This is a genomic window from Emticicia sp. SJ17W-69, assembly GCF_051209875.1.
Classification (GTDB): Bacteria; Bacteroidota; Bacteroidia; order Cytophagales; family Spirosomataceae; genus Emticicia.
In genome coordinates this window covers 2,990,132-3,015,297 of sequence record NZ_JBNTQY010000001.1, presented here as the reverse complement: position 1 = coordinate 3,015,297, position 25,166 = coordinate 2,990,132, and the positions used below count along the sequence as shown (strand labels likewise).

Here is a 25,166-nt window from a genome sequence, read left to right as displayed (position 1 = left end):
GTAACGCAAGATTTTTTGTTTTTTTGCTTTTTCATAGAAAGTATGTATTAAAAAGAACTTTGAATTACAAAGTAAATTATAAAAACCCAAACTTCAAAATATTATTATAAAAAATGGCTGATATGAAAGAAGCAACCTATAATGAAGATAGCATTCGGTCGCTTGACTGGAAAGAACACATTCGTTTACGTCCAGGTATGTATATTGGTAAGCTTGGTGATGGCTCATCGGCTGACGATGGTATTTATGTACTTTTGAAAGAGGTAATGGACAATTGCATTGATGAGTATGCAATGGGATACGGGAAATCAATTGAGATAAAATTGGATGAAGGAAGGGTCGAAGTAAGAGATTATGGTCGTGGAATTCCACTGGGAAAAGTGGTTGATGTGGTTTCAAAAATTAATACGGGAGCCAAATACGATAGCAAAGCATTTCAAAAAGCCGTAGGTTTGAATGGGGTAGGTACAAAAGCAGTCAATGCTCTTTCTTCTTATTTTAAAGTTCAGGCATTCAGAGAGGGGAAAACCAAGTGGGCTGAATTTGACAAGGGTGAATTAATTAAAGAATCTGAAATCATTGATTCTGAACAAAAAAATGGTACTTATGTCGTTTTTGAACCAGATAGCACTGTATTTAAGCATTATCATTATATCCCTCAGTTTGTTGAAGCAATGATTTGGAATTATTGCTATCTGAATGCTGGCATGACCATTGTTTTTAATAAGCAAAAGTATATATCGCAAAATGGTTTATTAGATTTGCTACGACGAAAAACTGATGAGGATTCGTTGAGATATCCGATTATTCATTTGAAAGGTGATGATATTGAAGTTGCTCTTTCACACGGAAATCAGTATGGTGAAGAATATTATTCTTTTGTAAATGGACAAAATACAACGCAAGGTGGCACTCACCTTTCTGGATTTAGAGAAGCGTTGGTTCGTACCATTAGAGAGCATTTTAATAAAGATTATACACCCGAAGATATTCGGCAATCAGTTATTGCTGCAATTTCAATTCGAGTACAAGAACCAGTTTTTGAATCGCAGACCAAAACCAAGTTAGGTTCTGCAACCATTTCACCTGAACCAAATTCTCCAACCGTTCGCACATTTATCAGTGATTTTTTGAAAGAAAAATTGGATAATTATTTGCACATGAATACTGCTGTGAAAGAAGCCCTTAAAAAGCGAATAGAGCAGTCAGAACGTGAGCGTAAAGAATTGGCAGGAGTTAGAAAATTAGCCAATGAACGAGCTAAAAAAGCAAATTTGCATAACAAAAAACTGAGAGATTGTCGTTTTCATTTGGATGATGAAAAAAATGAAAAGCGTTTTGATACAGTCATGTTTATTACTGAAGGTGACTCGGCCAGTGGTTCGATAACCAAAGCTCGAAATCCTGAATTACAAGCAGTTTTCAGTCTTCGTGGTAAACCTTTGAATAGTTTTGGCTTAACCAAAAAGATTGTTTATGAAAATGAAGAATTTAATTTGCTTCAACATGCACTCAATATTGAGAACGGTTTAGAAGAATTACGTTATAATAAAATTATTGTAGCGACAGATGCTGATGTGGACGGCATGCACATTAGATTACTTTTGTTGACATTTTTCTTGCAGTTTTTTCCCGATTTGGTGCGTGAAGGACATTTGTATATTTTAGAAACACCTTTGTTTAGGGTACGTAATAAGAAAGAAACAATTTATTGTTACTCGGATGAAGAAAGACAAAAGGCGATCAACAAACTTTCTCCAAAGCCCGAAATTACACGATTTAAAGGTTTAGGTGAAATTTCGCCTGATGAATTTGAAAATTTTATTGGAGAGGATATACGTTTAGAGCCAGTTATTTTAGAAAAAGAATCTTCGATTGCTAAGATTTTAAGTTATTATATGGGTAAAAATACACCTGAACGTCAAAAATTTATCATTGATAATCTTAGAATTGAAAAAGATGAAATTGATGAGGTTTTGGCAGAAATTTTAGAAATTAAGTAAGCTTATTTTTAAAGTGAATTGAGCGATTGGTTTCATAAAAACTTATCCATCAATTCACTTTTTTTCTGACGAGAAACGGGCAATAAATCACCATTTATCATTTTGACTGCTCCTCCTTCTGAGCGTACAAAGGCCTTTAAATGACTCAAATTAATAAGATAGGAATGGTGAATTCTGAAAAAACCTTGTTCCGAAAGTAGTGTATCATAATTGATCAATGGCTTGCTCGTTAGCACTCTTGAATTATTGACTAAATGAAATTCTGAATAATTTCTGACCGAATTAACATATAGAATTTCATCAAGCATTACGACCGTGAACCCATCGGCATTCGGTAAAACAAGTTTTCGAATTCTTTCTTCTGAATAGCTTTCTAACAAAATTTTGAAAGGGGTAAAATCTTTATTTAGTTTTTCTTTTTGAACTAAAATACGCTCAATAGTTTTTGATAGATCGCTTATTTTGAATGGTTTAACTAAATATCCGATAGCCGAAAAATCAAATGCTTTGATTGCAAATCTATCAAAGGCAGTTATGAAAACTACCGAAAAGTTTTTGTTTTCGATGGCGTTTAGAATATCGAAACCTGTGCCATCAGGCATTTTAATATCAAGAAACGCCACATCACAAGGAATACTTTCGAGTAAAACTACTCCTTTTTTATAGCCATCTGCTTCGCCAACGATTTGAATGGTTTCTTTAAAATTTTCTTCCAATGCCTTACGAAGTAAATACCTTGCATCTTCTTCGTCATCTATAATTATAACCTTTAACATTTACGTATTTAAAACGAGTTCAACATCTGAGCCTACTATTTCATCATTCAAATTCTTAATTTCTTTAATCAATATTTTACCTTTCTTTCCCAGCCTTGTTTTTATCAAGTCTATACCTTTAGATGTATGTTTTCCGGATTTTTTCATAGATTCATAAAAGCCAATACCATCGTCCTTCACTGAAATTGAAAGACTTTCATTGCTTAGCTGATTGATTGAAATTGCGATTTTTCCTTTTTGATTTTTTGGTAGAACTCCATGCAAAAGTGCATTTTCGACCAATGGTTGCACTATAAATGAAGGTACTACAAAATCAGCGTTTTTGATTTTTTCATCCATGATGATTTGGTACTCAAATTTATCTCCCAAACGTCGTTTTTCAAGCGAAAGGTAGGCTTCAATAAAATCCATTTCTTCGTAAAGGGGAATGGTCGTTCGGCTGGTTTTTTCGAGAATATCACGCATTAATTGTGCAAAATCAGCAATAAAATCATTGGCTTTGGCAGTTTTGCCATCAATATAAAGTCTTTGGATAGAGTTTAAGCAATTAAACAAAAAATGTGGATTCAATTGTGCTCTCAAAAGCCGCTGTTTCATTTCGGCAGTTTGTTGTTTTTCTTTGAGATTTCGCTGGTGATTCCAAAATATAAAACTGCCCATCAGCATTAAAATACCTAGCGTAATTGCTAAAATTAAGTAGTTTTTTTGTTTGATTTCAGCCTCTTTAGCTTGGTTTTGAAGTGTCAAAACCTCAATTTCTTTTTGTTTTTTTTCAGTTTCATATTTGGTTTGTAGTTCGGAAATTTTTGCAGAAGTTGAGCTTGCATATAAACTATCTTTAGCATTCATTTGAGCTTTCTGAAATTCGAGTGCTTTAACATAATTCTTTTCTTTTGTGTAGGATTCTTGTATAATGCTATAGAGGTTAGGCAATTCTTTTTCATTGCTCATTTCCTGCGACATCTTCAAGCCTTTATTAGCCAATTCGATGGCCATTTTTGTATCATTCAATGCCAAATAATTCCGTGCTAAAGATGTTGTAACCTGCATCGTGAGCAACTTTGATTTGGATAAATCAGCGTATTTTAGGGCATCTTTCAAGTATACATTAGCACTTTGGTAATTTTTTACTACGTTTTCGACATTTGCTAAATTTGAATACCTGGCCGATATAGCTGTGAAATCGTTTTGTTCTTTAGCTATTTCGAGTGCTTCAAAGAAATACTTTTTTGAAGCCAAATAGGCTTTTGAATTTGTTTGTGAAGCCTCGACCCTCAGAAAATTTATAATTCCCAAATTGGCGAGGGCTACTCCCAACCGGTATTTGTCATTAATCTTGATAGATAGATTTTTTGCTTCAAGAAAACTTTTTTCTGCCAAATCTAATTGCTTAAAGTGCATCTTAATATTGGCTAAGATAATCGTTGAAGCCAATTCTATTTGAGTAAAATTATATTGATTTGCGATTCTTGAGGCATTAAGTGCATTTTGATTTGAAAGTTCATAATCCGACATCTCGAAATTAATTACTGCAATACTATTATACTGCAATGCCAAAATTCGATTCAATTTTTTGTTTGTATTGTTCGGATAGTGCTGTTTGGCATAATCAATGGCTTGGTTATAGTACTTCAAAGCCTCTTTATAATTTCCTAATCTTCGGTTGTATGCACCAAAACTTGCATTGATATATGGCAAAAACTTAGTGTCGTTTCTGCTTATAAAGGTTTTATTAATAGCCGTCAGTAATTTGATTGCACTATCGGGCTGAGTACGTAAAAGGGTAGTGGCATTAAAATACTGTAAACGAGTTATAGTGAGGGCATCATTACTTTTAGTGGCAAATTCTGAAGCCAATTTTGTGTATTTCTTCAAAGAATCTGCTTCACCCGACAAGTGAAAATCTTCACATTTTTCAATTAAGTTTTCAAGTTGCTGTGCTTTTGCAAAACTGGCAATTGTCAGAAATAAAATGAATAAAAATCTGCTCATTGATTAATGATTTACTGCTTTTTTACAAAAGTAGATACCTTTTTTTGATATTTCCAAATCTGTAAGTTTTGTTGCTTGAAATCATTATCTGTCTAAAAACCTACGGATAAGTATTTTCTACCAACTGACTTAAAAATGTTACCGTTGGATAAATGTAAAATTATGAGAAAATTTTTCAACTCAAATTGCATCATCAATACAATCCCAATGAAGCGAAAATTAGCCTATTTATTTATTATCATTTTGTGTGTTTGTGACTGCACTGATTATGGCGTTTTAAACACTATAAAATTTTCAAAATCAATCAAAAAAGTACAGAAAACATGAAAAAAAAGTTATTAATCAGTGTTTTTACACTTATTGCATTTTCATCAAAAGCTCAGTCGATTACATTAAGTCCAAATAACTTGCAGATTCCGAGTGTTTCGGTATTGCCAGCTTGTGCAGCGGCAGATTATGGCAAAATTGTATTCTTGACGACAACCAACCGAGCTAATGTTTGTAGTGGAAGTGGCTGGATGGAAGTTGCAACAGGTGGAGGTGGCGGCAGTTCACTGACTTTGCCGTATTCTGGTTCTGGAACGTTTTCTACACAAGGCTTTCAGGTAATAAACACTGGAGGAGGAGTTGGGTCTTCAGCAATTCAAGGAAATATAACATCATCCTTAACTAACACGTCGGGTATTTTAGGAAGTGCCGATGCAACGAACCCATCAGGGGAGACTATTGGGGTGAAAGGCATAAATTCTTCGACAAATAACAATGGTATTGGAGTAAAGGGTACGCATGCTGGTAGTGGATATGGTGTTTATGGATATTCATTAACTGGCACTGGGGTTTATGGTTTTACACAAGGAAGTAGCTCAAGTGGCTACGGAGTATTTGGGCAATCTGGGCAAGTTTCTGGTGTTGGGGTACATGGAAATGTTTTTGGTACAAATGGTACCGCTGTTTGGGGAAAAGCAGACCATCTAACTGCTGCGGGTGGGTATTTTCAAAATACTGCTGGTGGATATGGGCTTGTAATAGCAGGTAAGATGAGATACCAAGGTAATAGTGCTGGTGTAGATAAAGTTTTGGTAAGTACAGATATTAGTGGTACGGCAGAATGGCAAACTCTTACCCGCAACGAAATCTTAAAATTAGGGCCAGGAACTTTCGTTTCTCATGTCTCATCCAATGAATCTACACAAGGTAGTAGAGGAGTGTCTATGACGAGTGCTACGGGGTCGTTTCATGCCAATATTTCATTACCTGATGCTGCTTCTATTAATGAATTAACTATTTATTATATTGATAATGATGGTGTTTCACCATCAACGGGTCTAGGATTAACATCTTATGGTTTACAAAAAATGAGTCATTCTGGTAGTGGAGCCTATACAAATATTACGGGAGCTAATGGTACATTTACCAATATATCAGCGAGTACAAATGTGTTATCGGTTACTTCTCCTCCACTAACCGAAGTCGTTAATAATTCAGTTAATTTTTATCGATTAGTAGTAACAATGCCAGCCTCAACAAATCTTATACTTGTGGGTGCTGCAATTAAATATTCCTACACTCTTAATAATTAAATTTAAATTTTAAAATAAGATTTGATAAACATAATTCCACAGATTTAATGAAAACTATTAAAATTTCTCACAATAAAAACGTCAGACCGAGTGAAGTTGTTTTCTTGAGAGCTGATGTCAATTATACAGAGCTTCATTTTGAAAATGGTAATAAAATAGTATTGGCAAAAACACTTAAAAAATTGCAAGAGAGTTTTTCTCAGCAAGGCTTTTTTAGAATAAGTAAAACATTTATAATAAACTTAAAATTTTTATCTAATGCTATGGGAAATCATACAATTGTAAAGATGAAAAACAACGTTGAGTTAAATGTTTCAAGAAGAAGACGAGAAGATTTGAAAGATTTTTTAGAATCTCATAAAAATAAATAGCGATAAGAATTGAAAAGAAAATTAATTCATTATAAGTTGATTTATCAAAAATAAGACTCAATTGAGTCTTATTTTTATTTATATACGAATTGTAAACTACTAAAATGAGTAAAATTAAGTGTTTTTATCTAAATTTGTAATCTAAGAAAAATATTTATAACCAACCTATTAGGAAAGTGACACTCGAAGCTATAAGAAAAGATATTGATTCAATTGATAATCAACTACTTGCACTCTTGAACCAACGTATGACTTTGGTACATAAAGTGGGAGAGATTAAACGTTCAACCAAAGCCATCATTTATCGTCCGGAACGAGAAAAAGAGATTTTGGATAGACTGAATGTACTAAATAATGGACCATTAAATAAAGAAGCAATTGATGCAATCTATTTAGAGATTTTTGCTGCTGCTCGCAATATCGAATTGCCCGAAAGAGTGGCATATCTTGGTCCAGAAGGTAGTTTTACACATCAAGCTGCCGAAAGTCGATTTGGAGCGATGAGTGAGTACATGACTCTACCAACAATTAAGTCAGTTTTTGAGGCAGTTGATACTGGACGAGCAAAGTTTGGGGTTATTCCTATCGAAAATAACCAAGAAGGTATAGTTTATGAAACAGTTGATTTGCTCAATGAAATGAATGTAAATGTAGCTGCCGAACTAAAAATTCCAGTTCATTTTGCATTAGCTACCGAAGCCGAAAATCCTTCAAGAATCAAGCGTATTTACTCAAAAGACATTGCTTTTAGACAATGTAGAGGTTTTTTGAATAAGTATTTTGAGCAAACTCAACCCGAAGAAATTCAAGTTGAATCAACTTCAAAAGCCGCCAAATTAGCTGCTGAAGACCCAGAAAGTGCAGCAATATGTTCGGAAATTGCTGCTAAACTTTTCGGATTACCCGTACTTTTTAATAATATAGAAGATAATAGTCAAAATAGAACTCGATTCTACATTTTGGCAAAAAACTTTGTAAATATGCGAAGTGGTAATGATAAAACTACCATTATTGCTCGTCTCCCTGATACAGATAAACCAGGTATTTTGGCAAGCTTTCTCCAAGACTTTAAAAAAGCTGGAATCAATTTAACTAAAATTGAAAGTCGCCCGTATAAAGGTGATGAAGATTTTAATTTTTGGTTTTTTATGGAATTGGAAGGTTTTTTTGAAGATGAAAATGTTCAGAAAGTATTTAAGAAGCATCGTAATGCTATTAAATGGCTTGGTAGTTATGTAAGAAATGCTTAATATCCTTAATCAAAAAGTGTTGCTTTGGCTCAGTCCTCAGATTTATAATTAAAATTGATGGCATATTTTTTGATAAAGCCCAATATTTATTGTTCATCCCTTTTCCTTTAGTCAAGTTTTTGCAAATAGCCCAATTTGCTACCATCTAATAATTTATTTTTAGCGTGGTATTATACTTGCTTTTACAAGCATTAAGTATGAAATAATATTATTAAAAATTTAATAATATTTTCAAACTCTTTTTAATAGGAAATAAGGACAAAACAACATGACAAAAATACCGTCTTTTAGGCGGTATTTTTGCTTTATTTCTTTCTGAATATAGCAAAGATAGCAATCAAAACCCAAATGATATTTACAGCTACAGAAGGATATGCTTGATGTGCATAAGTATTGATGATGAAGCAAATCCCGCCAAGTAGATTTGACAAAATGTATTTTTTATCAGTTGATTCTAATTTGCCTTGAATATTAAGAAAATAAGAACCTACAATTAGGACTGACCCTATCCAGCCAACGATTTCTACAAACATAACTTTTCTTTAGTGGTTGCTTTATCTCTTAATATTTGTGCCTTTAATTCTTCAATCCCATTGAATTTTTGTTCATTTCTTATAAAATCAATCAATTCTACAATCACAGTCTCGCCATAAATGTCATCATCAAAGTCAAAAATATTAACTTCTTGCGTACGCCCAATGCCATCAACGGTAGGTCGAGTACCAATATTCATCATACCTGCATACCAATGCCCACGCACAAATGTTTTGACTGCATAAACCCCATTGGCAGGGATGAGTTTATAAGTTTCAGAAACTTGGACATTGGCTGTTGGAAAACCAATGGTACGCCCTAATTGTCGTCCTTTAACAACAATGCCTGTGAAACTATAATTTCTCCCTAATAATTCATTTGCTGGACGAATTTGACCTTCTGAAAGTGCTTGACGAATTTTTGTTGAACTTATTGTTAAATTGTCAATTTCTTGTCGAGGAATCTCTTCTATCGAAATATCAAATTCATTAGCATTGGCTTTTAAATAATCAAATCCACCTTCACGATTTCTTCCAAATCGGTGGTCATAACCAATCACTAATTTTTTTGTTCCAATGCCCTTTATTAAAATGTTTCGAACATATTCTTCCGAACTTAATTCTGAAAACTCTCTTGTAAAAGGAATAACAAGCAAATGATCAACTCCTTGCTTTTCAAGAAGTTCAATCTTTTCATCAATAGTAGAAAGCAATTTTAAGACTTGACTATCCTGCGAAACTACCATACGAGGATGCGGCCAAAACGTCAGAACAACCGACTCTCCATTCGAACTTTGTGCGGTTTCTCTAAGTATTTGAAGTATTTTTTGATGCCCTAAATGTACACCATCGAATGTGCCGATTGTAACAGTTGCGTTGTTTAATGGCTCAAAATCTGTTAAATTGTAATATATCTTCACTTTGCTGTGTTCGAATTTTCAGTATTATTAGGTATTATAGGCAAATCTGCCAAAAATTGCTCAATTGTAGAGGCATTTTCGATTTTAAAGTCTCCAATTCTGGTTCTTCTTAGCGAACTCATATATGCACCAGATCCAAGTAATTTTCCAAAATCTCGAACTAAACTTCTGATGTAGGTGCCTTTTGAACAAACAATTCTAAAGGCAATTTCAGGAAATTTACTTGCATCAATATCAAATTCCTTTACTTCAACTTGGCGTGATTTGATAACTATATCCTCACCTTTTCGAGCAGATTCATAAGCCCGTTTGCCATTAATTTTGATAGCAGAATGAGCAGGCGGAATTTGTTCAATTATTCCAGAAAGTTGACTAATAGCCTGATTTATAGCTTCTTGTGTAATATGATCTGTCGGAAATTCGGCATCAAAATCTGTTTCTAAATCAACCGATGGGGTTGTTTTTCCCAGTACCAAGGTGCCAGTATATTCTTTCTCCTGAGCTTGATATGTATCAATTTCCTTGGTTTTTTTTCCAGTACAAAGAATTAATAAACCAGTTGCTAATGGGTCAAGTGTTCCGGCGTGTCCAACTTTTTTATATTTTCCAGCCCAACGTATTTTATTGACTACATCGAATGAAGTCCAACGCAAAGGTTTGTCAATCAATATTACTTCATTTCTTTCGTCCATTACACTACTTTTAAGTCATATCCAGCGGCCAAAAGTCCCAGAATGATTAAACCAACTACTATTCGATAATACCCAAAGACTTTAAAGCCATATTTTTGAAGAAATGAAATGAAAAACTTGATTGCAAGCATTGCTACAATAAAGGCAACTATATTTCCAATCGCTAAAGTTTGAAGTTCATTGGTAGAGAATGTGAGTGTTCCTTCCTTAAAACCTTTTAAAAGTTTATAACCAGAAGCAGCAAACATCGTTGGAACTGCCAAAAAAAATGAAAATTCGGCTGATTCTTTTCTTGAAAGGCCTTGAAACATACCACCAATAATACTTGCTGCTGAACGAGAAACCCCTGGAATCATGGCTATACATTGGAAAAGTCCAATTTGTATGGCTTCAATATAAGTAATGTTTTCTTTGGTAGCTTTTTTCTCAAAATATTTATCAATGAAAACTAAAATAATACCCCCTAAAACAAGCATAATTGCTACCACTGCAACACTTTCAAGTAATTGGTCAATGATATCATTTAATAAAAAACCAATTACAGCGGCAGGGAAAAATGCTGCAAGCAACTTTTTATAAAATTCAAAAGATTGAAAGAAACGTTTCCAGTAAAGTACAACTACTGATAAAATTGCTCCGAATTGGATATTTACCTCAAAAACTTTAGTGAAAGATAATTCACTAATTCCCATGAGAGATGAGCCAATAATCATGTGTCCAGTCGAACTAATTGGCAGATATTCAGTAATACCTTCGATAATTGCAAGGATAATTGCTTCAATAAAATTCATATAATAGGCTTATTTTTTCTTGAAAATTGGGTAAAATTGGAATAAAAAGCCTATAAAGGCAATAGCTGGTCCGAGTGTGATTCCTAAAAAACCAAAACCAAATTCTTCTTTGTCAAGTGTCATAATGAAATATCCAAGAAAAATTAAACCCAGTCCAATCAGCATGAAGAGATAATTGCTTTTGCCGAAAGGAAGTGGACTTTTACCATCATTTTCATTTAATTCAACAGGATTATTGATTGGAGCATTTTTCATGTTATGGCCTTCTAATCTCCATTAGAAGGACTTTTAATTATTTGGTTGATTCATGTTTTGGAGATTTTGAAACATGAGTTTTATGATATTTATTAATATTTTTTTTTCGTTGTTTACATGTAGTACATACGTAAGTTAACATTGAAAACAGAATAAAATGTAAGATGTTGAACATTTGCTTTTCGTTCTACAACGAAACATTGTATTATCAAGATGTGTTTTTATGTTCAATACAAATCTTCCAAATCAGTATGCAAATACCTATACATTGATTGAAAAGTACTGAGAATCCCTATCAAAATACCCAGTAATATCACTGCCCCAAAAAGAAATGATAATTTTTCAAAATCTTGTAGGATTGCTAAATCTTCAATCTCACGAATAGCTATTTGTTGGACGCCAACCAAAAGAATAATTGCTAATATTCCTGACAAAATTCCTTGAAAAATACCACGAATGAGAAATGGCTTTTGAATAAACCAATCAGTTGCACCTACCAACTGCATACTTCTAATAATGAACCTTTGAGAATAGAGAGCCAATCGAATGGTATTATTGATTAATAAAACAATCGCAATTAGCAATAAAACAACTATAGATGCAATGATTAAGTAAGCTTTATTGGCATTCTTATTGATACTTTCAACAAAATCTTTGGCATAATCGGCTTCAAAAACACCAGGTACTTGTTCTAAGTCAGCCTTAATTTTAGCTAATTGTTCTTCACTAAAGTAGGTATCTTTGATTCGCAAACTAAAAGCATCTCTGTAAGGATTTTCACCTAAAATTGATCTAAAATCTTCATTGGTTTCTTTCAGAACTCGCTCGGCAGTACTTTCTTTAGAAATAAATTTAATTTGTGGAACATTCTCAGAATAAGCAATGTAATTTTTTTGAGAAATTAAATTTCGAACCGAATCTCGCTGAATTGGAGTCAAGGATTTATCAAGATATATTTGCACTTCAATGTTTTGTTTAACATATTGCACCAGTTGCTTTGAGGTAAGGGCAATCCAACCACTAAAAGCTATCAAAAATAATGCAGCTGTTAGACTAATTACAATTAAAAGACTTGGATAACTACCTAATTTTCGGTTTTTTTTCTGCATACTTATTCAACAATTGCTTTATGTTTTTTATGTATTTTAAGCAGTCTTCTTTGATTAAATGTGTAAAAGATTTCAATAAATCTTTGAAAACTTAAGTAATTAAACATAAAAAAGTATAATCATCAGCAAAGATAAAGGAAGATGTAGAAATTATGTAGAAATTAATGATTTTTAACAGCAAGGATTAGATAATTTGGTGAAAATTTGATTTTCAAGCTGTTTCACTTTTCCAACGAGCGATTCGTTCAGGCATATTTTGTTCGATAATGTTTTTTACTACTTCAGTAATTTCCTCCACTGTTGCATCTGGTGAAAAATAGATAGGTTCTTTAAACTTCACCTTCAATTCAGTATTTCGCTTTTTATAATTTAAACCTGATTTATTGAAGGCTCTCCTAAAGCCATCAATCACGACAGGAACAACAATTGGATTGTTATCTTTAATGATATGTGCTGTCCCTTTACGAATGGGTGCATACGGACTGGTTGTTCCTTGTGGAAAACTTACAACCCATCCAAATTTTAATCCTTTTGATACATTATCGCCTGCTGAAGTGTCTAATTCTCTTTTTACATTTTCACCTTTTGCTCTCCATGAGCGTTCAACTAAGATTGCACCAGCTAAACTGAATATTTTGGGAATAATACCTTCTTTCATCGTCTCGCTGGCTGCTACATAAAACAACCTACCTCTTGGTGCGAGCAAAGCAATTGGTAAAACCCTATTGCCAAAACCCCATTTTACAGAACAGAAAATGTGGTAAAAAGTAATTACATCAGCAAAATAGGTTTGATGATTCGAAATAAAATAAACGTTTTGATTGGGGAGTTTTGCAAGATATTCTGTGCCTTCAACTTTTAATTGATTGGCTACTGCTATTCGCCAGTAGGTCGGAATTCCAGCAATTAAAATGATTAAACGCTTTAAAATCAGCCAATTACCAAAAGGATCACGATCAAAAATACCAAAAATATCTATGTATGACACATATCTAAAAAAAGGATTTGGGTCATTATTTGGTATAGGCAAGAAATTTTTAAGTACACGAAGCATTTTCGGAACTACGATTTATGGAATAGTTAGGCTATTAATAAGTGAAAACTACAAACAAAATCTGAGAAATCCTATATCTCCAGTATTCTTTAATTTGTTTTTTGGATCATTTAATAAACAAGTGCTTGATTATCAAACAATTGTCTAAGAGCTATCCTCTAGTTTCTTTTACTTATCTCATCTCTGATTTTCGCAGCTTTTTCGTATTCTTCATCGATTAGTGCTTGAGAAAGCATTTTATCTAATTCATCTAAACTAAAATCCTTCAAAGAATCTTTGTAGGTTTTTTGTGGACGAGAGGATGATTGAATTAACTCTTCTGGTTCGTCTGCTGTGGTTGCTTCTTGAGAAGAAATACCAGCATCCGCTAAAATTTGATTGGTCGTATAAATTGGAACTTGAAAACGTAAACCAATAGCAATAGCATCAGAAGGGCGGGCATCAATTGATTTTTGACGAATACCGTCTGTGCATACAACTTTTGCAAAGAAAATACCTTCCCGTAAATCTGAAATCAAGATTTCTTCGACCGTAAAATCAAAAGCACGAGCAAATGATTTGAATAAGTCGTGCGTCATTGGTCGATTGGGTGTGATGCGTTCCATCTCAATTGCGATGGCTTGGGCTTCAAACATACCAATAATAATGGGCAAACGGCGATTGCCAGCTTCTTCTGACAAAACCAATGCGAAAGAGCCAGTCTGAGATTGACTTGGCGACAGTCCTAATATTTCGAGTTTTACTTTTTCCACGATGCAAATATAAGCAAATCTTAAAAAAGGACTCTATGGTTTTGAAAAAAAATCCTGTGAGTGTTTTACCCACAGGATTTTTTTTAAATTTATATGTTTTTGGATTGGATAATTAAAAATCAATTAATCCAATTATTTATTTGCTAAAACAGCTTTTGTCAATTTTGGCAAAACATCAAAAACATCACCTACAATACCATAGTCTGCTGCTTTAAAGAAAGGTGCTTCAGGGTCTTTATTGATTACAACAATTACCTTTGAAGAGTTGACACCAGCTAAGTGCTGAATGGCACCAGAAATTCCACAAGCAATATAGAGGTTAGGAGATACTTTAACACCAGTTTGTCCGACGTGTTCGTGGTGCGGTCGCCAATCTAAGTCTGAAACAGGCTTCGAACAGGCTGTCGCAGCTCCCAAAGCATCTGCTAAATCAAGCAATGGCTGCCAATTTTCAGGTCCTTTCATACCTCTACCACCAGAAACTACTAAATCTGCCTCTGGTAAAGATACTGTTCCCGTAGCTTTGATTGTTTCTGTTACTTTTGCCATAAAAAGATTATCTGATAAGGCAGGAGTAAAGACTTCAACAGTTGCACTATTGCCTGATTCAATTGGAGCAACCGCATTTTTCTTGATAGCCAGAATTTTAATGTCACTCGTAACATTTACTTCTGCAAATGCTTTTCCTGTAAAAATGCTTACTTTTACTTTAAAACCGTTACTTACATTGGGTAATTCAGTAACATTTCCAACAACAGCAGCTTTCAAAGCTCCTCCTGTGCGTGCGGTAACAGCATCTGCAAATGATGATTTTGCTGAAATTACAACTTTTGCACCAGTTGCTTTTACGGCTTCGGCTAAAACAGTGGCATAAGCCATGCTGTTGGCAGCCTCTAATTTTGAATCATTTGCGTGAAGCACTTTTGCTGCACCAAAACTTCCTGCTTTTGCCAATTCAGATGAATCAGCTTTGCCGATCGCTAAGGCAACGGCTGATGTTCCTAACATTTCGGCAACTTTTGAACCATAATAAATGGCTTCAAGTGATGATTTTTTAATTGCTCCATCAGCAACTTCTGTGAATATGAGTATCATTTTGATTGACGAATTATGAGGTACGAATTACGAATTAGGATTTACGAATTACGAGGTTCGAATTGTGATATAAAAAATTCGTAAATCGTAATTCTGAAATCGTAAATATCAAAGGACTTTTGCTTCGGTTTTTAATAATTCAATTAATTTTTCAGCTTCTTCAGCAGGAATCATTTTACAAGCTCCTTTAGGTGCTGGAAGTGTATATTTTTCAGTTGTTGTCAGAGCCGAACCTGATGCTGGTATTACCTTTAAAGGCTTGGTACGAGCAGTCATAATACCTCGCATATTTGGGATTTTCCACTCAGCAATAGGTTCTTGACATCCTAAAACTAAAGGAAGTGGAGCTGTTAATTTTTCTTTGCCACCTTCAATTTCACGAGTGATACTTGCAATTCCACCCTCAATATCTAAGTGCATTACTGGTGAGAAAGAAGGGATTCCGAGCATTTCTCCAACAATTCCATGCACAACACCCGAATTATAGTCGCTTGTTTCTCTGCCCATCAAAATCAAATCATAGCTGCCATCTTTGGCAACTGCTGCAATTTGTTCAGCTACAGAATAAGAATCACTTGGTTCCACATCTACACGAATCGCATCATCAGCACCAATTGCCAATGCTTTTCTGATTTGAGGCTCTGCATCAGCCCCGCCTACATTCAAAACAGTAATACTTGCCCCATTTTGTTCCTTCAATTCAACTGCACGAGCAAGTGCATAATCATCATAAGGCCCGATGATGTAAGTTACGCCAGCTTTGTTTAGCTTTGTATCGCCATCTGTAAAAGAAATCTTAGATGTCGTATCTGGTACACTCGAAATACAGACTAATATTTTCATGATTAATAAACCACCCCCTAACCGCAGCGGCGTACCGTTCCTAAGGGATTTGTTTTAATAAATTAATGCTTTTAGCGGTTATAAGAAAAGCATATATTAATAATATTGTACTTAGAAAGATAATACTAAATATTGAAATACGCATAAATTAGTATGCACGCATAACATTATGCAAATCTATATTAAAGAAAAATTGTATGCAAGCAGAACGATTAAAAATTTTATTGGAGTATTTAGCTGAGGAGCCAAACGAGCCTTTTAACATCTACGCTGTGGCAATGGAGTATATAAATAAGGATAATAAACAAGCTCTTTTTTACCTCAAAAAATTGCTAAGTGAACACCCAGATTATGTGCCAACTTACTATCATGCAGCGGCTCTATATTTTGAATTGGATGAAATTGAAAAGGCAAAGCAAACGTATGAATTAGGCATAGAAAAAGCTCAACAAAAGCAAAATGTAAAGGCTTTTGATGAGCTTAAACGGGCTTATCGAATGTTTCTTGATGAAATCGAATAAATATTAGTAGTGCATTTGTGTATTTTCAGTTTCTCTATTTTTACCAAATAAAGCACGGAAAGTATCTGTCATGTAAAGCACATCTAAAACTTTACTTTTAGCTTGCTTCATCATGAAAAAATGACTATTTTCTTCTTTGTTTTGATTGATTTGTTCATCTAAATGATTTAAAATATATGCCATACAATCAACATTTTCAGAGAAGTCATCAACTATATACATCATAAAGCGATTTTCAAGTTTGCTATCTGCAAAATAAAAAACCAAATGATAATCTTCGCCAACAATAAATGAGGCTGTTTTGTTGGTGTCGAATGATTTAAACATTTCATTGTTATCAACCAAGCAATCAATGATTGCCACGTCATCTGTTACGATTCGCAATGTGGGCTGTAAATTCATAATACTTAAAAATTATATGTTTTTCGAATAATATTTTGTTTGTCAGAAGTACTGATTATCAAATATAACGGTATTTTCTAAAAAATGTTCAATAAAAATATAATATTTTCTTGGAATAGTATAATTTTAAAAGTAAAAAAATCCAAAAAACAGGTTTAAATTTGAGTATAATTACTCAAAAAAATATTCATTTTCTAAAAAATAGATTTCGATTTAGCTAAGTTTAGTTAAATAAATTGTCGAATACCGCAATACTGCCTAAAATTGAGCTTGTATTTTTACTAAAAAAAAAACAATTTTTTTTTTCAAAGGCATATTTTTTGAAATAATAAACGTTAAATTTTAGAAAAATTTCGTATTATTATCAATTATCAAAATCTTCATCAATCAGATAAACCTAAGTTTAAAATGACTTATAAAACCTCTAAAATTATCACATCATCACAATTAAAAAATCGTGCTACTTCAGTATTAATGATATATACAGGAGGAACGCTTGGAATGGTTTATGATACAAAAAGTAAAAGTTTAGTTCCATTCGACTTTGACCAAATACTGGTAAATGTACCTGAATTACAACGCTTAGAATTTGAACTAACCACACTCACCTTAGCTAAACCAATTGATTCTTCAAATATTAAACCTGAAACTTGGATAGAACTTGCACAAATCATAAAAAACAATTTTGAGGATTTTGATGCTTTTGTAATCTTGCATGGAACAGACACAATGGCATATACCGCATCAGCTTTGAGTTTTTTACTAGAAAATTTGTCAAAACCTGTGATTTTGACAGGAGCTCAATTGCCTATTGGTATCGCTCGTACCGACGCACGAGAAAATTTGATTACTGCCTTAGAAATAGCTTCATCACAAATTAATGGACGCCCTGTAGTACCAGAAGTAGCAGTTTATTTTAATTCTTATCTTTTAAGAGGAAATCGTGCAAAAAAGAAAGAAAGTAGTCAATTCAACGCTTTTCGCTCTGAAAACTACCCAGCATTAGCAGAAGTTGGGGTGACAATTGATTTTAACTTTCCATTTATTTTGCCTTATCGCCCAGATTTACCGCTCATTTTGCATGAAAAATTAGATGAACAGGTAGTGATTTTGAAACTTTTTCCAGGAATTAATCAAAAAATAGTACATAATATTTTGACAACGACTGGTTTAAGAGGAGTAGTCTTGGAAACTTATGGTGCTGGAAATGCTCCATCTGATGAATGGTTTTTGGAAGAATTACATCAGGCAACCAAAAATGGGATGGTGATCTTTAATGTTTCTCAATGTGATGGAGGAAGAGTGCTACAAGGTCATTACCAAACAAGTTCAAAATTAAAATCCATTGGCATTTCAAGTGGTTCGGATATTACTACGGAAGCGGCTATTACAAAAATGATGTTTCTTTTAGGTCAAGAGACTGAGCCAGAAAGAGTTAAATACCGACTTGAAAATAATATTTGTGGAGAAATGAGTTTTTAGTTCTGAATTAAACCTTCTGATACAATTAGATTTGTATATTCAGAACTCTAAACTCAGAATTCAGTACTCTTTTCATTTTCGCATTACTAAATTCTTAAATTGAAGAGGCGTTTTTCCTTTAATCGCTTTGAAAACTTTACTAAAATAGGAAGCATTGGCAAAACCACATTCAAAACAAATATCGGTAATGCTCTTTTCTGTAGCCAATAGTTTACAAGCTTGATTGATACGATATTCGTTCATAAAATCCGTAAATGTTTGATTGACTGTTTTTTTGAAATAATTGCAAAATGAAGGTACAGTCAAGTTGGCTATGTCAGCAGCGGCTTTGATATCAATGGGGATTTGATAGTTTTTTTCTACATATTCATAAATGCGTTTTAAGCGAACTTGGTCTTTTTGATTGAAATCATATCGAGTATCTTGATTATTTAACAAAGCATACTCTTCTGAGTTTGCTAAAATTTGGAAAATCATCAATAGCTCAAGTAATCGCTCAAAATGGCTAAGATTTAATAGTTTCTTTATTCTATTAGTAATAAGCTGTCTGGTTGCACCTTGAAATACGATTCCCTGTTGTGAACGTTCAAATAGTTTTTTTATGGCAAGCATTTCTGGTTTATCAAAAAAGTTTGCTCCTAAAAAATCATCTTTGAATTGAATAACAATTTCTTCATGTTCACCAATACTATCATATCCAAAACCCGCATGAGGTAGATTTGAACCAATCAAAACCAAATCACCATTATCATAATAACTGAGGTGATTTCCTACGTGTCTTCTACCTCTGCCATCAAATACTAAAACTAATTCATATTCTGGATGGTAATGATAACTCCATGGGAAATCGTTGGCATTAACTTTTTGATTCAGTAGGCGAAATGAACTTCCTTCATCATTTTGTATTTGTTCAAATGCAGTTTTCACTCAATTAAGATTAGAATAATTAAATTTTTCATAAAAATAATAATATAGTTTTAAAATCGCTTAATAAAAGAATATTTTTTTTTCAAAAAAAAACTCAATTTTGCCTATCAAATTGATAGAAGATTAATTTTGATTTTGAAAGATTAAGGCAATAACCTATGATGAGTTTAAAAGGCGGGCAATTTGCTCGCTTTTTTACTATAATTTAACTTTCATTATATATATAGTACAACCTACATTTATGAAAAACTGGCAGATCAAACTTTCACTTTATCTTAATTATTTTGTATTTGCGATGCTTCTCAATAGCGTCGGTATTTTGATTCAAAAATCAATCAATACTTACCATGTAGATGAGCTTTCAGCAAGTTCACTTGAAGCATTCAAAGATTTATCTATTGCCTTTGTTTCTTTTTTAGTTGGTTCATTTTTGCCAAGATTGGGCTATAAAAGAGGCATGTTAATTTCATTGGCTCTTGTATTTATAGGGTGTTTGCAAATGTATTTTGGTAATTCATTTACCTCTGTTCGTATTTTATTTGCTTGTGTAGGTATTTCATTTGCTGTGGTGAAAGTTTCTGTTTATTCATTGGTTGGCTTGTTGGTTAATAATGACAAGGAACACAAAGGATTTATAAGCTCGATTGAAAGTTTTTTTATGATTGGAATAGCAGTTGCTTTTGTAGGTTTTCCTTTGTTTTATAGTGAAACTGACCCAAATGCTTGGTTGAGAGTGTATTTGGTAGTAGCAACTTTGATTGGTCTTTCATTTCTGTTTTTGCTTTTTTCAGATTTCAAACGCCTCAATTATGAAATTCCAGGTACGAATTTGGGAGATGATTTCAAACAAATGATTGGTTTATTGAAACGTCCTTTGGTAAGTGTTTTTGCTATTGCAGCATTTATGTATGTGATGACAGAGCAAGGGATTATGAGTTGGTTGCCTACTTTCAATGAAAAAGTACTTCATTTGCCTGAAAAATTGAGTGTTTTTATGGCTGTTATTCTCATGCTTTCTATCGCAGGTGGAAGGTATTTATCTTCTATTTTGATCAAAAAGGTTTATTGGTTGATTTTATTGTTGGCTTGTTTGATAGGGGCAGCATTGATGGTGATCACTGTTTTGCCACAAACCAGTAATCTTGAAATCAAAGAAATCAATTCATTGACTGATGTGCCTGTGATTGCTTATGTTTTTCCATTGATTGGTTTCTTTTTAGCACCCATATATCCATTGGTAAATTCAATTGTTTTAAGTGCAACTGAAAAGGTATTTCATAGCCCGATGGCATCTTTATTGGTTTTCTTCTCGGCAATAGGGGGGACTTTAGGGTCGAGATTAGTAGGGTATTTATTTAAAAATATTGGAGGAGAAAAAGCATTCTATTTCGCTTTAATTCCGATGGCAATTTTGGCTATTTGCTTGTTTATTTTAAATAATATACAGAAAAAAACAAATAAAACTATTGAATTTGATACTACGGGGGGGCATTAGGAATTGGGAATTAGGAATTAGGAATGTCTCTTGATTTTATAATGTTCACTCATTCAAACCTTTTCTTTAGTAAGATTATAAAATTAGTTTCTCATTCGAAATTCGTAACTCGTCATTTGGAGTCCACAAGTGTAAACTCCTCGAATTTCCTCATTTTCATTAATTCGTTAATTATATTTTTAACATCCTATTATTACACTATTAAAGTTATCAATGAAAAATATTCATGAATTAGGACAATTATTTGAATTTGTACAAATGCAAAATGTTTTCCCTGATAATAAAACATTTCCAGATTGTACGCCAAAATATAATTTATCACTTATCAATGAAAAGTTTTTAAATGAAAAAGATTTACCAAATTTTGAATTAAAGGACTTTATATCTGAAAATTTTGATTTGCCTGAAAGTTATTCGTTTTCATACAAAACTGATACCAATGAAAGCATTGAAGAGCATATTGAAAAATTATGGACAGTGCTTACTCGCCAACCTAAAGCTGAACATACTTCATTGATTCCATTGCCGAACGCCTATGTTGTTCCTGGTGGTCGTTTTAGAGAAGTGTATTATTGGGATAGCTTTTTTACCATGCTTGGATTGCAAGTATCGGGTAGGATAGACTTAATCCAACAAATGGTTGATAATTTTTCATACTTAATTAACCAAATAGGATTAATTCCGAATGGAAATCGAACATATTATACAAGTCGTTCGCAACCACCATATTATTCCTTGATGGTCAGGCTTTTAAGCGAAGAAAAAGGGTCTCAAATTTTGGTTGATTATCTACCATATTTAGAGAAAGAATATCAATTTTGGATGTCGGGTAAATATGCACTTACTGATGTAAATAATGCCATTGGTCGAGTAGTTAAAATGCCCGATAATTCGATATTAAATCGTTTTTGGGATGAGAAAGATGCTCCTCGACCTGAAGCATTTAAAGAAGATGTTGAATTGTCACATAAATCGACTCAATCGCCTCCACAATTGTTTAGAAATTTGAGAGCTGCTGCTGAGTCTGGTTGGGACTTTAGTAGTCGTTGGTTTAAGGATGAAAATTCATTTGAAAGTATTCATACTACCGATATTATTCCAGTAGATTTGAATTGTTTGCTTGTACATTTGGAAGAAACTTTGTCAGAGGCATATCTTTTGAACAATGATACAGAAAACACATTGAAATTTAAATATTACGCCCAAAAACGTCAAGAAGCTATTCAAAAGTATTGTTGGGATAAAACGAAAATGTTTTATTTTGATTTTGATTTTATTGAAAATAAACCCAAAATACATTATACTTTAGCTGCAACTTATCCACTTTACTTTGGAATAAGTACTGAAAAACAAGCTGAAAAAGTAGCAATCGTAATAGAAGAAAAATTTTTGAAAAAGGGTGGTTTAATAACAACTCTTAAAGCGACTGAACAACAATGGGATGCACCAAATGGATGGGCCCCATTGCAATGGATTGCATACAAAGGGTTATTAAATTATGATATTACATCTCTTGCTCAAAAAATTAAAACCAATTGGATGAAACTCAATTTGACAGTTTATAAAAACTCTGGTAAATTGACTGAAAAATATAATGTTGACAGTGAAATAGGTGAGGCAAGTGGTGGCGAATATCCAAATCAAGATGGCTTTGGTTGGACAAATGGTGTGTACCTAAAGATGTTGGTGTCTAAACCTTAATATTTACATGAACACATATGTCGTAAAGTGTTTATAGTAAGTGTTTTATGGTATTTTATACAAATGTTCTTGTGCCAGAATAATTCTCTCTAAATTCTTTTGGTGTACAATTATGTTTCTTCTTAAAAACACGATTAAAATAGGAAAGATTATTATATCCACATTTAAAAGAAACTTCAGAAATAGTTAAAGTGGTATCAATTAATAGGCGAGAAGCATGACCTAATCGGATATCATTGAGACTATCGACAAAGGTTTTTCCTGTTCGTTTTTTAATAAACCTACTAAAGCTCACTTCAGCCATATTAACAATTTTAGCGATGTCATCGAGCGAAATGTCTTTATTATAATTGGCTCGCATGTATTCAAATGCTTTTTCAATCCTTCTACTATTAAAATTGCCATTTTCATTCATAAATGAACTACTGGTCAGGATTTGTGCATTGCGAGAAACAGATAAGTCATGAAGAATAGATATTAACTCAATTACCGAATCAAATCCACTTTTTTTTGATAAAGCAATTAGTCGAGGTTTGATGTTTTTAATTGTTTCAGTTGAAAATGAAATCCCTCTGGATGAGCGTTCCAGTAAATTTCTTATAAAACTTAACTGATTCCTTTGTAAAAATTTGTCATCAAATAAATCTTTGTGGAATTGAATTGTTATCTCATGAATATCTTGATAAGAAGATTCATAATTAAGCCAGCTATGAGGCAGATTTGAGCCAACCAAAACTAAATCTAAATCATCAATCATTTGAATATTATCGCCAACTATTCGCTTTGCACCTTTAGCATTTTCTATAAAATTTAGTTCATACTCTTCGTGAAAATGCACTGGAAAATTGAATTTACTTTTAAGTCTATCAAAAACCATGAAACAATCATTCGGTGTAAGTGGAGTTATTTCGTGATAAAAATTGCTCATATTATTAGTAGATTTAGATAAAATAATACTGTAATGTTTTTTGATGTAAAAGTAATAGTTTTCAATAAAAACACAAAAAAGTTTAATTGTATCTTTTAAAAGTTAAATTAAAAAAGGTATTTATAGTAATTTATTTTGAATTAATGTTGATGTTTTATTAGAGAACTTTTAATAGTGATAAATATGTACCTATAATAGTGCATAAATGTATTCATGCAATTATTTATGTTTTGTGTAAGAAAAGTGCAATAAATGGGTAAAATTGTGTTATGTAGCTGCATTTAAAATAGTGTTATTTTGTGTCAATAATTTTATAAAATAGCACTGTTGGTTAAGTGATGTTTCCACTCCAAATATTTACAGTTGTTTGTTTTAGGTTTAAAACTTTATTTCTTTCAGGGCGAGTCTTACTTGCCCTGAATTTATCTTAGTAAAACTTTTATATAAATAAATTCTATTGTTCGTTGAATTAACAAATACTCATAAAATTAGCTCGTAACCCATAAAGAAAAATTAACCTTAACTTTTTCAAAGCTTCAAATTAGATATTCATGATTAAATACAGTTTTTTTTCTATTTGTGTACTGATTAGTTTTTTATCAATGGCTCAAATTGATAAAAAAGCTACCAGAGAAACTCGACATTTATATCGTCATTTGCTAGAATACCAATACAAAGGCGTGATGTTTGGGCATCAAGATGGTTTGGCTTACGGTTTAAATGAAGATGGCACTCGTTGGATTGGCGAAGATGGGCGTTCTGATGTAATGTCAGTTTCGGGAGAATATCCTGCCGTTCTTGGTTGGGATTTGGGGAAAATTGAGTTTGATAATGCAAATAATTTAGATGGAGTACCTTTCCTTAAAATTCAAAAATATATTCAAGAAACATACGATCGCGGTGGAATAAGTACAATTAGTTGGCATTTCAATAATCCAACCGATCCCAAAAAGTCTTCATGGGATAAAGCAGATTCTACAATCAAGCATATTTTTGATAATAAAAACAACCTAAAGCGATATAAATCTTGGTTAGATAAAGTTGCTGTTTTTTTGAAAAGCTTAAAAGGTGCAAATGGTGAATTAATCCCAATAATTTTTCGACCATTCCATGAGCATACTGGTTCTTGGTTTTGGTGGGGATCGGGACATTGTACTCCCGAAGAATATATAAAAATGTGGAAATTTACAATCAATTACTTACAAAAGAAGAAGAAAGTACACAACTTACTAATTGCCTACTCTACAGATAAGTTTAATTCAAAGGAACATTATTTAGAGCGATACCCAGGAAATGATTTTGTTGATTTGGTTGGTTTTGATTTATATCACCGTAATGCTCCTATAAGTAATGAGTCATTCAAAGTTGATTTTAAGCGAATGGTGAATACTTTACAGGAAATTGCCACCGAAACGAACAAACCATGTGCTATAACTGAAATGGGTTTGGAACAATTGACAGAAGCTAATTGGTGGACAAACATTGTCTTACCTGTTGTCCAAGATACCAAACTCTCCTACATTTTGGTGTGGAGAAATGGAAGAACTGACCATTTTTATGCACCATATAAAGGACAAAAAAGTGCCGAAGATTTTATGAAAATGATTCAGTCTGGAAAAGTAATTCTTGAAAAACAAACTGCCGCAAGAAACCTTTACAAACAATAATCAAAATGATTTGACAATATTAATGTA

24 protein-coding genes are annotated in these 25,166 nt (G+C 32.9%); 9 read left to right on the top strand and 15 right to left on the bottom strand.

The window, feature by feature from the left end; translation table 11 throughout:
• Window positions 1-113: 113 nt before the first annotated feature.
• Window positions 114-2,003 (top strand): DNA topoisomerase IV subunit B, encoded by a 1,890-nt coding sequence (locus ACQUQZ_RS12275; protein ID WP_435355230.1) that lies wholly within the window; start codon window positions 114-116, stop codon window positions 2,001-2,003.
• 32 nt (window positions 2,004-2,035) lie between these two features.
• Here ACQUQZ_RS12275 and ACQUQZ_RS12270 read toward each other — a convergent pair whose 3' ends face one another.
• Together ACQUQZ_RS12270 and ACQUQZ_RS12265 are read right to left on the bottom strand one after the other, a co-directional pair.
• Window positions 2,036-2,779, bottom strand: coding sequence for a LytR/AlgR family response regulator transcription factor (locus ACQUQZ_RS12270; RefSeq protein WP_435355229.1), 744 nt, complete (start codon window positions 2,777-2,779; stop codon window positions 2,036-2,038).
• Entirely contained in the window at window positions 2,780-4,771 is a 1,992-nt protein-coding gene (locus tag ACQUQZ_RS12265) for a histidine kinase (RefSeq protein ID WP_435355228.1), read from the bottom strand.
• Between the two features lie 323 nt (window positions 4,772-5,094).
• On the opposite strand from ACQUQZ_RS12265, the gene ACQUQZ_RS12260 reads away from it, so the two are divergent.
• The 3 genes from ACQUQZ_RS12260 (at window position 5,095) to pheA (ending at window position 7,972) form a co-directional block, all read left to right on the top strand.
• Window positions 5,095-6,351 carry a hypothetical protein gene (locus tag ACQUQZ_RS12260; RefSeq protein ID WP_435355226.1) on the top strand — a complete coding sequence of 419 codons (1,257 nt, stop codon included), beginning with the start codon at window positions 5,095-5,097 and terminating at the stop codon, window positions 6,349-6,351.
• A gap of 47 nt (window positions 6,352-6,398) precedes the next feature.
• Window positions 6,399-6,722, top strand: coding sequence for a LytR/AlgR family response regulator transcription factor (locus ACQUQZ_RS12255; RefSeq protein WP_435355225.1), 324 nt, complete (start codon window positions 6,399-6,401; stop codon window positions 6,720-6,722).
• Window positions 6,723-6,898: 176 nt separating this feature from the next.
• Window positions 6,899-7,972, top strand: a complete 1,074-nt coding sequence (pheA, locus tag ACQUQZ_RS12250) for a prephenate dehydratase (protein WP_435355224.1) — start codon at window positions 6,899-6,901, stop codon at window positions 7,970-7,972.
• A 305-nt stretch (window positions 7,973-8,277) separates the two neighbouring features.
• Here pheA and ACQUQZ_RS12245 read toward each other — a convergent pair whose 3' ends face one another.
• From ACQUQZ_RS12245 to ACQUQZ_RS12200, 10 genes are all read right to left on the bottom strand, one after another.
• A complete protein-coding gene (locus ACQUQZ_RS12245) occupies window positions 8,278-8,505 on the bottom strand; it encodes a CBU_0592 family membrane protein (RefSeq protein WP_435355223.1) in 228 nt (75 codons plus the stop codon).
• Entirely contained in the window at window positions 8,496-9,425 is a 930-nt protein-coding gene (locus ACQUQZ_RS12240; RefSeq protein WP_435355222.1) for a bifunctional riboflavin kinase/FAD synthetase, read from the bottom strand. The genes ACQUQZ_RS12245 and ACQUQZ_RS12240 overlap by 10 nt, the downstream gene beginning before the upstream one ends.
• A complete protein-coding gene (gene truB / locus ACQUQZ_RS12235; protein ID WP_435355221.1) occupies window positions 9,422-10,117 on the bottom strand; it encodes a tRNA pseudouridine(55) synthase TruB in 696 nt (231 codons plus the stop codon). The genes ACQUQZ_RS12240 and truB overlap by 4 nt, the downstream gene beginning before the upstream one ends.
• Window positions 10,117-10,908 carry an undecaprenyl-diphosphate phosphatase gene (locus ACQUQZ_RS12230; protein ID WP_435355220.1) on the bottom strand — a complete coding sequence of 264 codons (792 nt, stop codon included), beginning with the start codon at window positions 10,906-10,908 and terminating at the stop codon, window positions 10,117-10,119. The genes truB and ACQUQZ_RS12230 overlap by 1 nt, the downstream gene beginning before the upstream one ends.
• Window positions 10,909-10,917: 9 nt before the next feature.
• Window positions 10,918-11,163 carry a DUF3098 domain-containing protein gene (locus ACQUQZ_RS12225; RefSeq protein WP_435355219.1) on the bottom strand — a complete coding sequence of 82 codons (246 nt, stop codon included), beginning with the start codon at window positions 11,161-11,163 and terminating at the stop codon, window positions 10,918-10,920.
• 227 nt (window positions 11,164-11,390) lie between these two features.
• A complete protein-coding gene (locus ACQUQZ_RS12220) occupies window positions 11,391-12,272 on the bottom strand; it encodes a cell division protein FtsX (RefSeq protein WP_435355218.1) in 882 nt (293 codons plus the stop codon).
• 211 nt (window positions 12,273-12,483) lie between these two features.
• Complete coding sequence (locus ACQUQZ_RS12215) at window positions 12,484-13,326, bottom strand: lysophospholipid acyltransferase family protein (protein WP_435355217.1); 843 nt, start codon at window positions 13,324-13,326, stop codon at window positions 12,484-12,486.
• A 158-nt stretch (window positions 13,327-13,484) separates the two neighbouring features.
• A complete protein-coding gene (locus ACQUQZ_RS12210) occupies window positions 13,485-14,078 on the bottom strand; it encodes a bifunctional nuclease domain-containing protein (RefSeq protein ID WP_435355216.1) in 594 nt (197 codons plus the stop codon).
• Window positions 14,079-14,210: 132 nt separating this feature from the next.
• Window positions 14,211-15,173, bottom strand: coding sequence for an electron transfer flavoprotein subunit alpha/FixB family protein (locus ACQUQZ_RS12205; protein ID WP_435355215.1), 963 nt, complete (start codon window positions 15,171-15,173; stop codon window positions 14,211-14,213).
• A 108-nt stretch (window positions 15,174-15,281) separates the two neighbouring features.
• A complete protein-coding gene (locus tag ACQUQZ_RS12200) occupies window positions 15,282-16,016 on the bottom strand; it encodes an electron transfer flavoprotein subunit beta/FixA family protein (protein WP_435355214.1) in 735 nt (244 codons plus the stop codon).
• A 197-nt stretch (window positions 16,017-16,213) separates the two neighbouring features.
• On the opposite strand from ACQUQZ_RS12200, the gene ACQUQZ_RS12195 reads away from it, so the two are divergent.
• Entirely contained in the window at window positions 16,214-16,537 is a 324-nt protein-coding gene (locus tag ACQUQZ_RS12195; protein WP_435355213.1) for a tetratricopeptide repeat protein, read from the top strand.
• Between the two features lie 3 nt (window positions 16,538-16,540).
• Here the strand turns inward: ACQUQZ_RS12195 and ACQUQZ_RS12190 are convergent, their stop codons facing one another.
• Entirely contained in the window at window positions 16,541-16,939 is a 399-nt protein-coding gene (locus ACQUQZ_RS12190) for a hypothetical protein (RefSeq protein ID WP_435355212.1), read from the bottom strand.
• A gap of 408 nt (window positions 16,940-17,347) precedes the next feature.
• On the opposite strand from ACQUQZ_RS12190, the gene ACQUQZ_RS12185 reads away from it, so the two are divergent.
• Entirely contained in the window at window positions 17,348-18,421 is a 1,074-nt protein-coding gene (locus tag ACQUQZ_RS12185) for an asparaginase (RefSeq protein ID WP_435355211.1), read from the top strand.
• Window positions 18,422-18,493: 72 nt separating this feature from the next.
• On the opposite strand, the gene ACQUQZ_RS12180 is transcribed toward ACQUQZ_RS12185, so the two are convergent.
• Window positions 18,494-19,348 carry an AraC family transcriptional regulator gene (locus ACQUQZ_RS12180; protein WP_435355210.1) on the bottom strand — a complete coding sequence of 285 codons (855 nt, stop codon included), beginning with the start codon at window positions 19,346-19,348 and terminating at the stop codon, window positions 18,494-18,496.
• A gap of 241 nt (window positions 19,349-19,589) precedes the next feature.
• On the opposite strand from ACQUQZ_RS12180, the gene ACQUQZ_RS12175 reads away from it, so the two are divergent.
• Together ACQUQZ_RS12175 and treF are read left to right on the top strand one after the other, a co-directional pair.
• Window positions 19,590-20,843: an MFS transporter gene (locus ACQUQZ_RS12175; protein ID WP_435355209.1), complete on the top strand. Its 1,254-nt coding sequence runs from the start codon at window positions 19,590-19,592 to the stop codon at window positions 20,841-20,843.
• 213 nt (window positions 20,844-21,056) lie between these two features.
• A complete protein-coding gene (gene treF / locus ACQUQZ_RS12170) occupies window positions 21,057-22,544 on the top strand; it encodes an alpha,alpha-trehalase TreF (protein ID WP_435355208.1) in 1,488 nt (495 codons plus the stop codon).
• A 55-nt stretch (window positions 22,545-22,599) separates the two neighbouring features.
• Here the strand turns inward: treF and ACQUQZ_RS12165 are convergent, their stop codons facing one another.
• Window positions 22,600-23,472: an AraC family transcriptional regulator gene (locus tag ACQUQZ_RS12165; protein WP_435355207.1), complete on the bottom strand. Its 873-nt coding sequence runs from the start codon at window positions 23,470-23,472 to the stop codon at window positions 22,600-22,602.
• A gap of 551 nt (window positions 23,473-24,023) precedes the next feature.
• On the opposite strand from ACQUQZ_RS12165, the gene ACQUQZ_RS12160 reads away from it, so the two are divergent.
• Complete coding sequence (locus tag ACQUQZ_RS12160; protein ID WP_435355206.1) at window positions 24,024-25,139, top strand: glycoside hydrolase family 26 protein; 1,116 nt, start codon at window positions 24,024-24,026, stop codon at window positions 25,137-25,139.
• The last annotated feature ends 27 nt before the right edge of the window (window positions 25,140-25,166 follow it).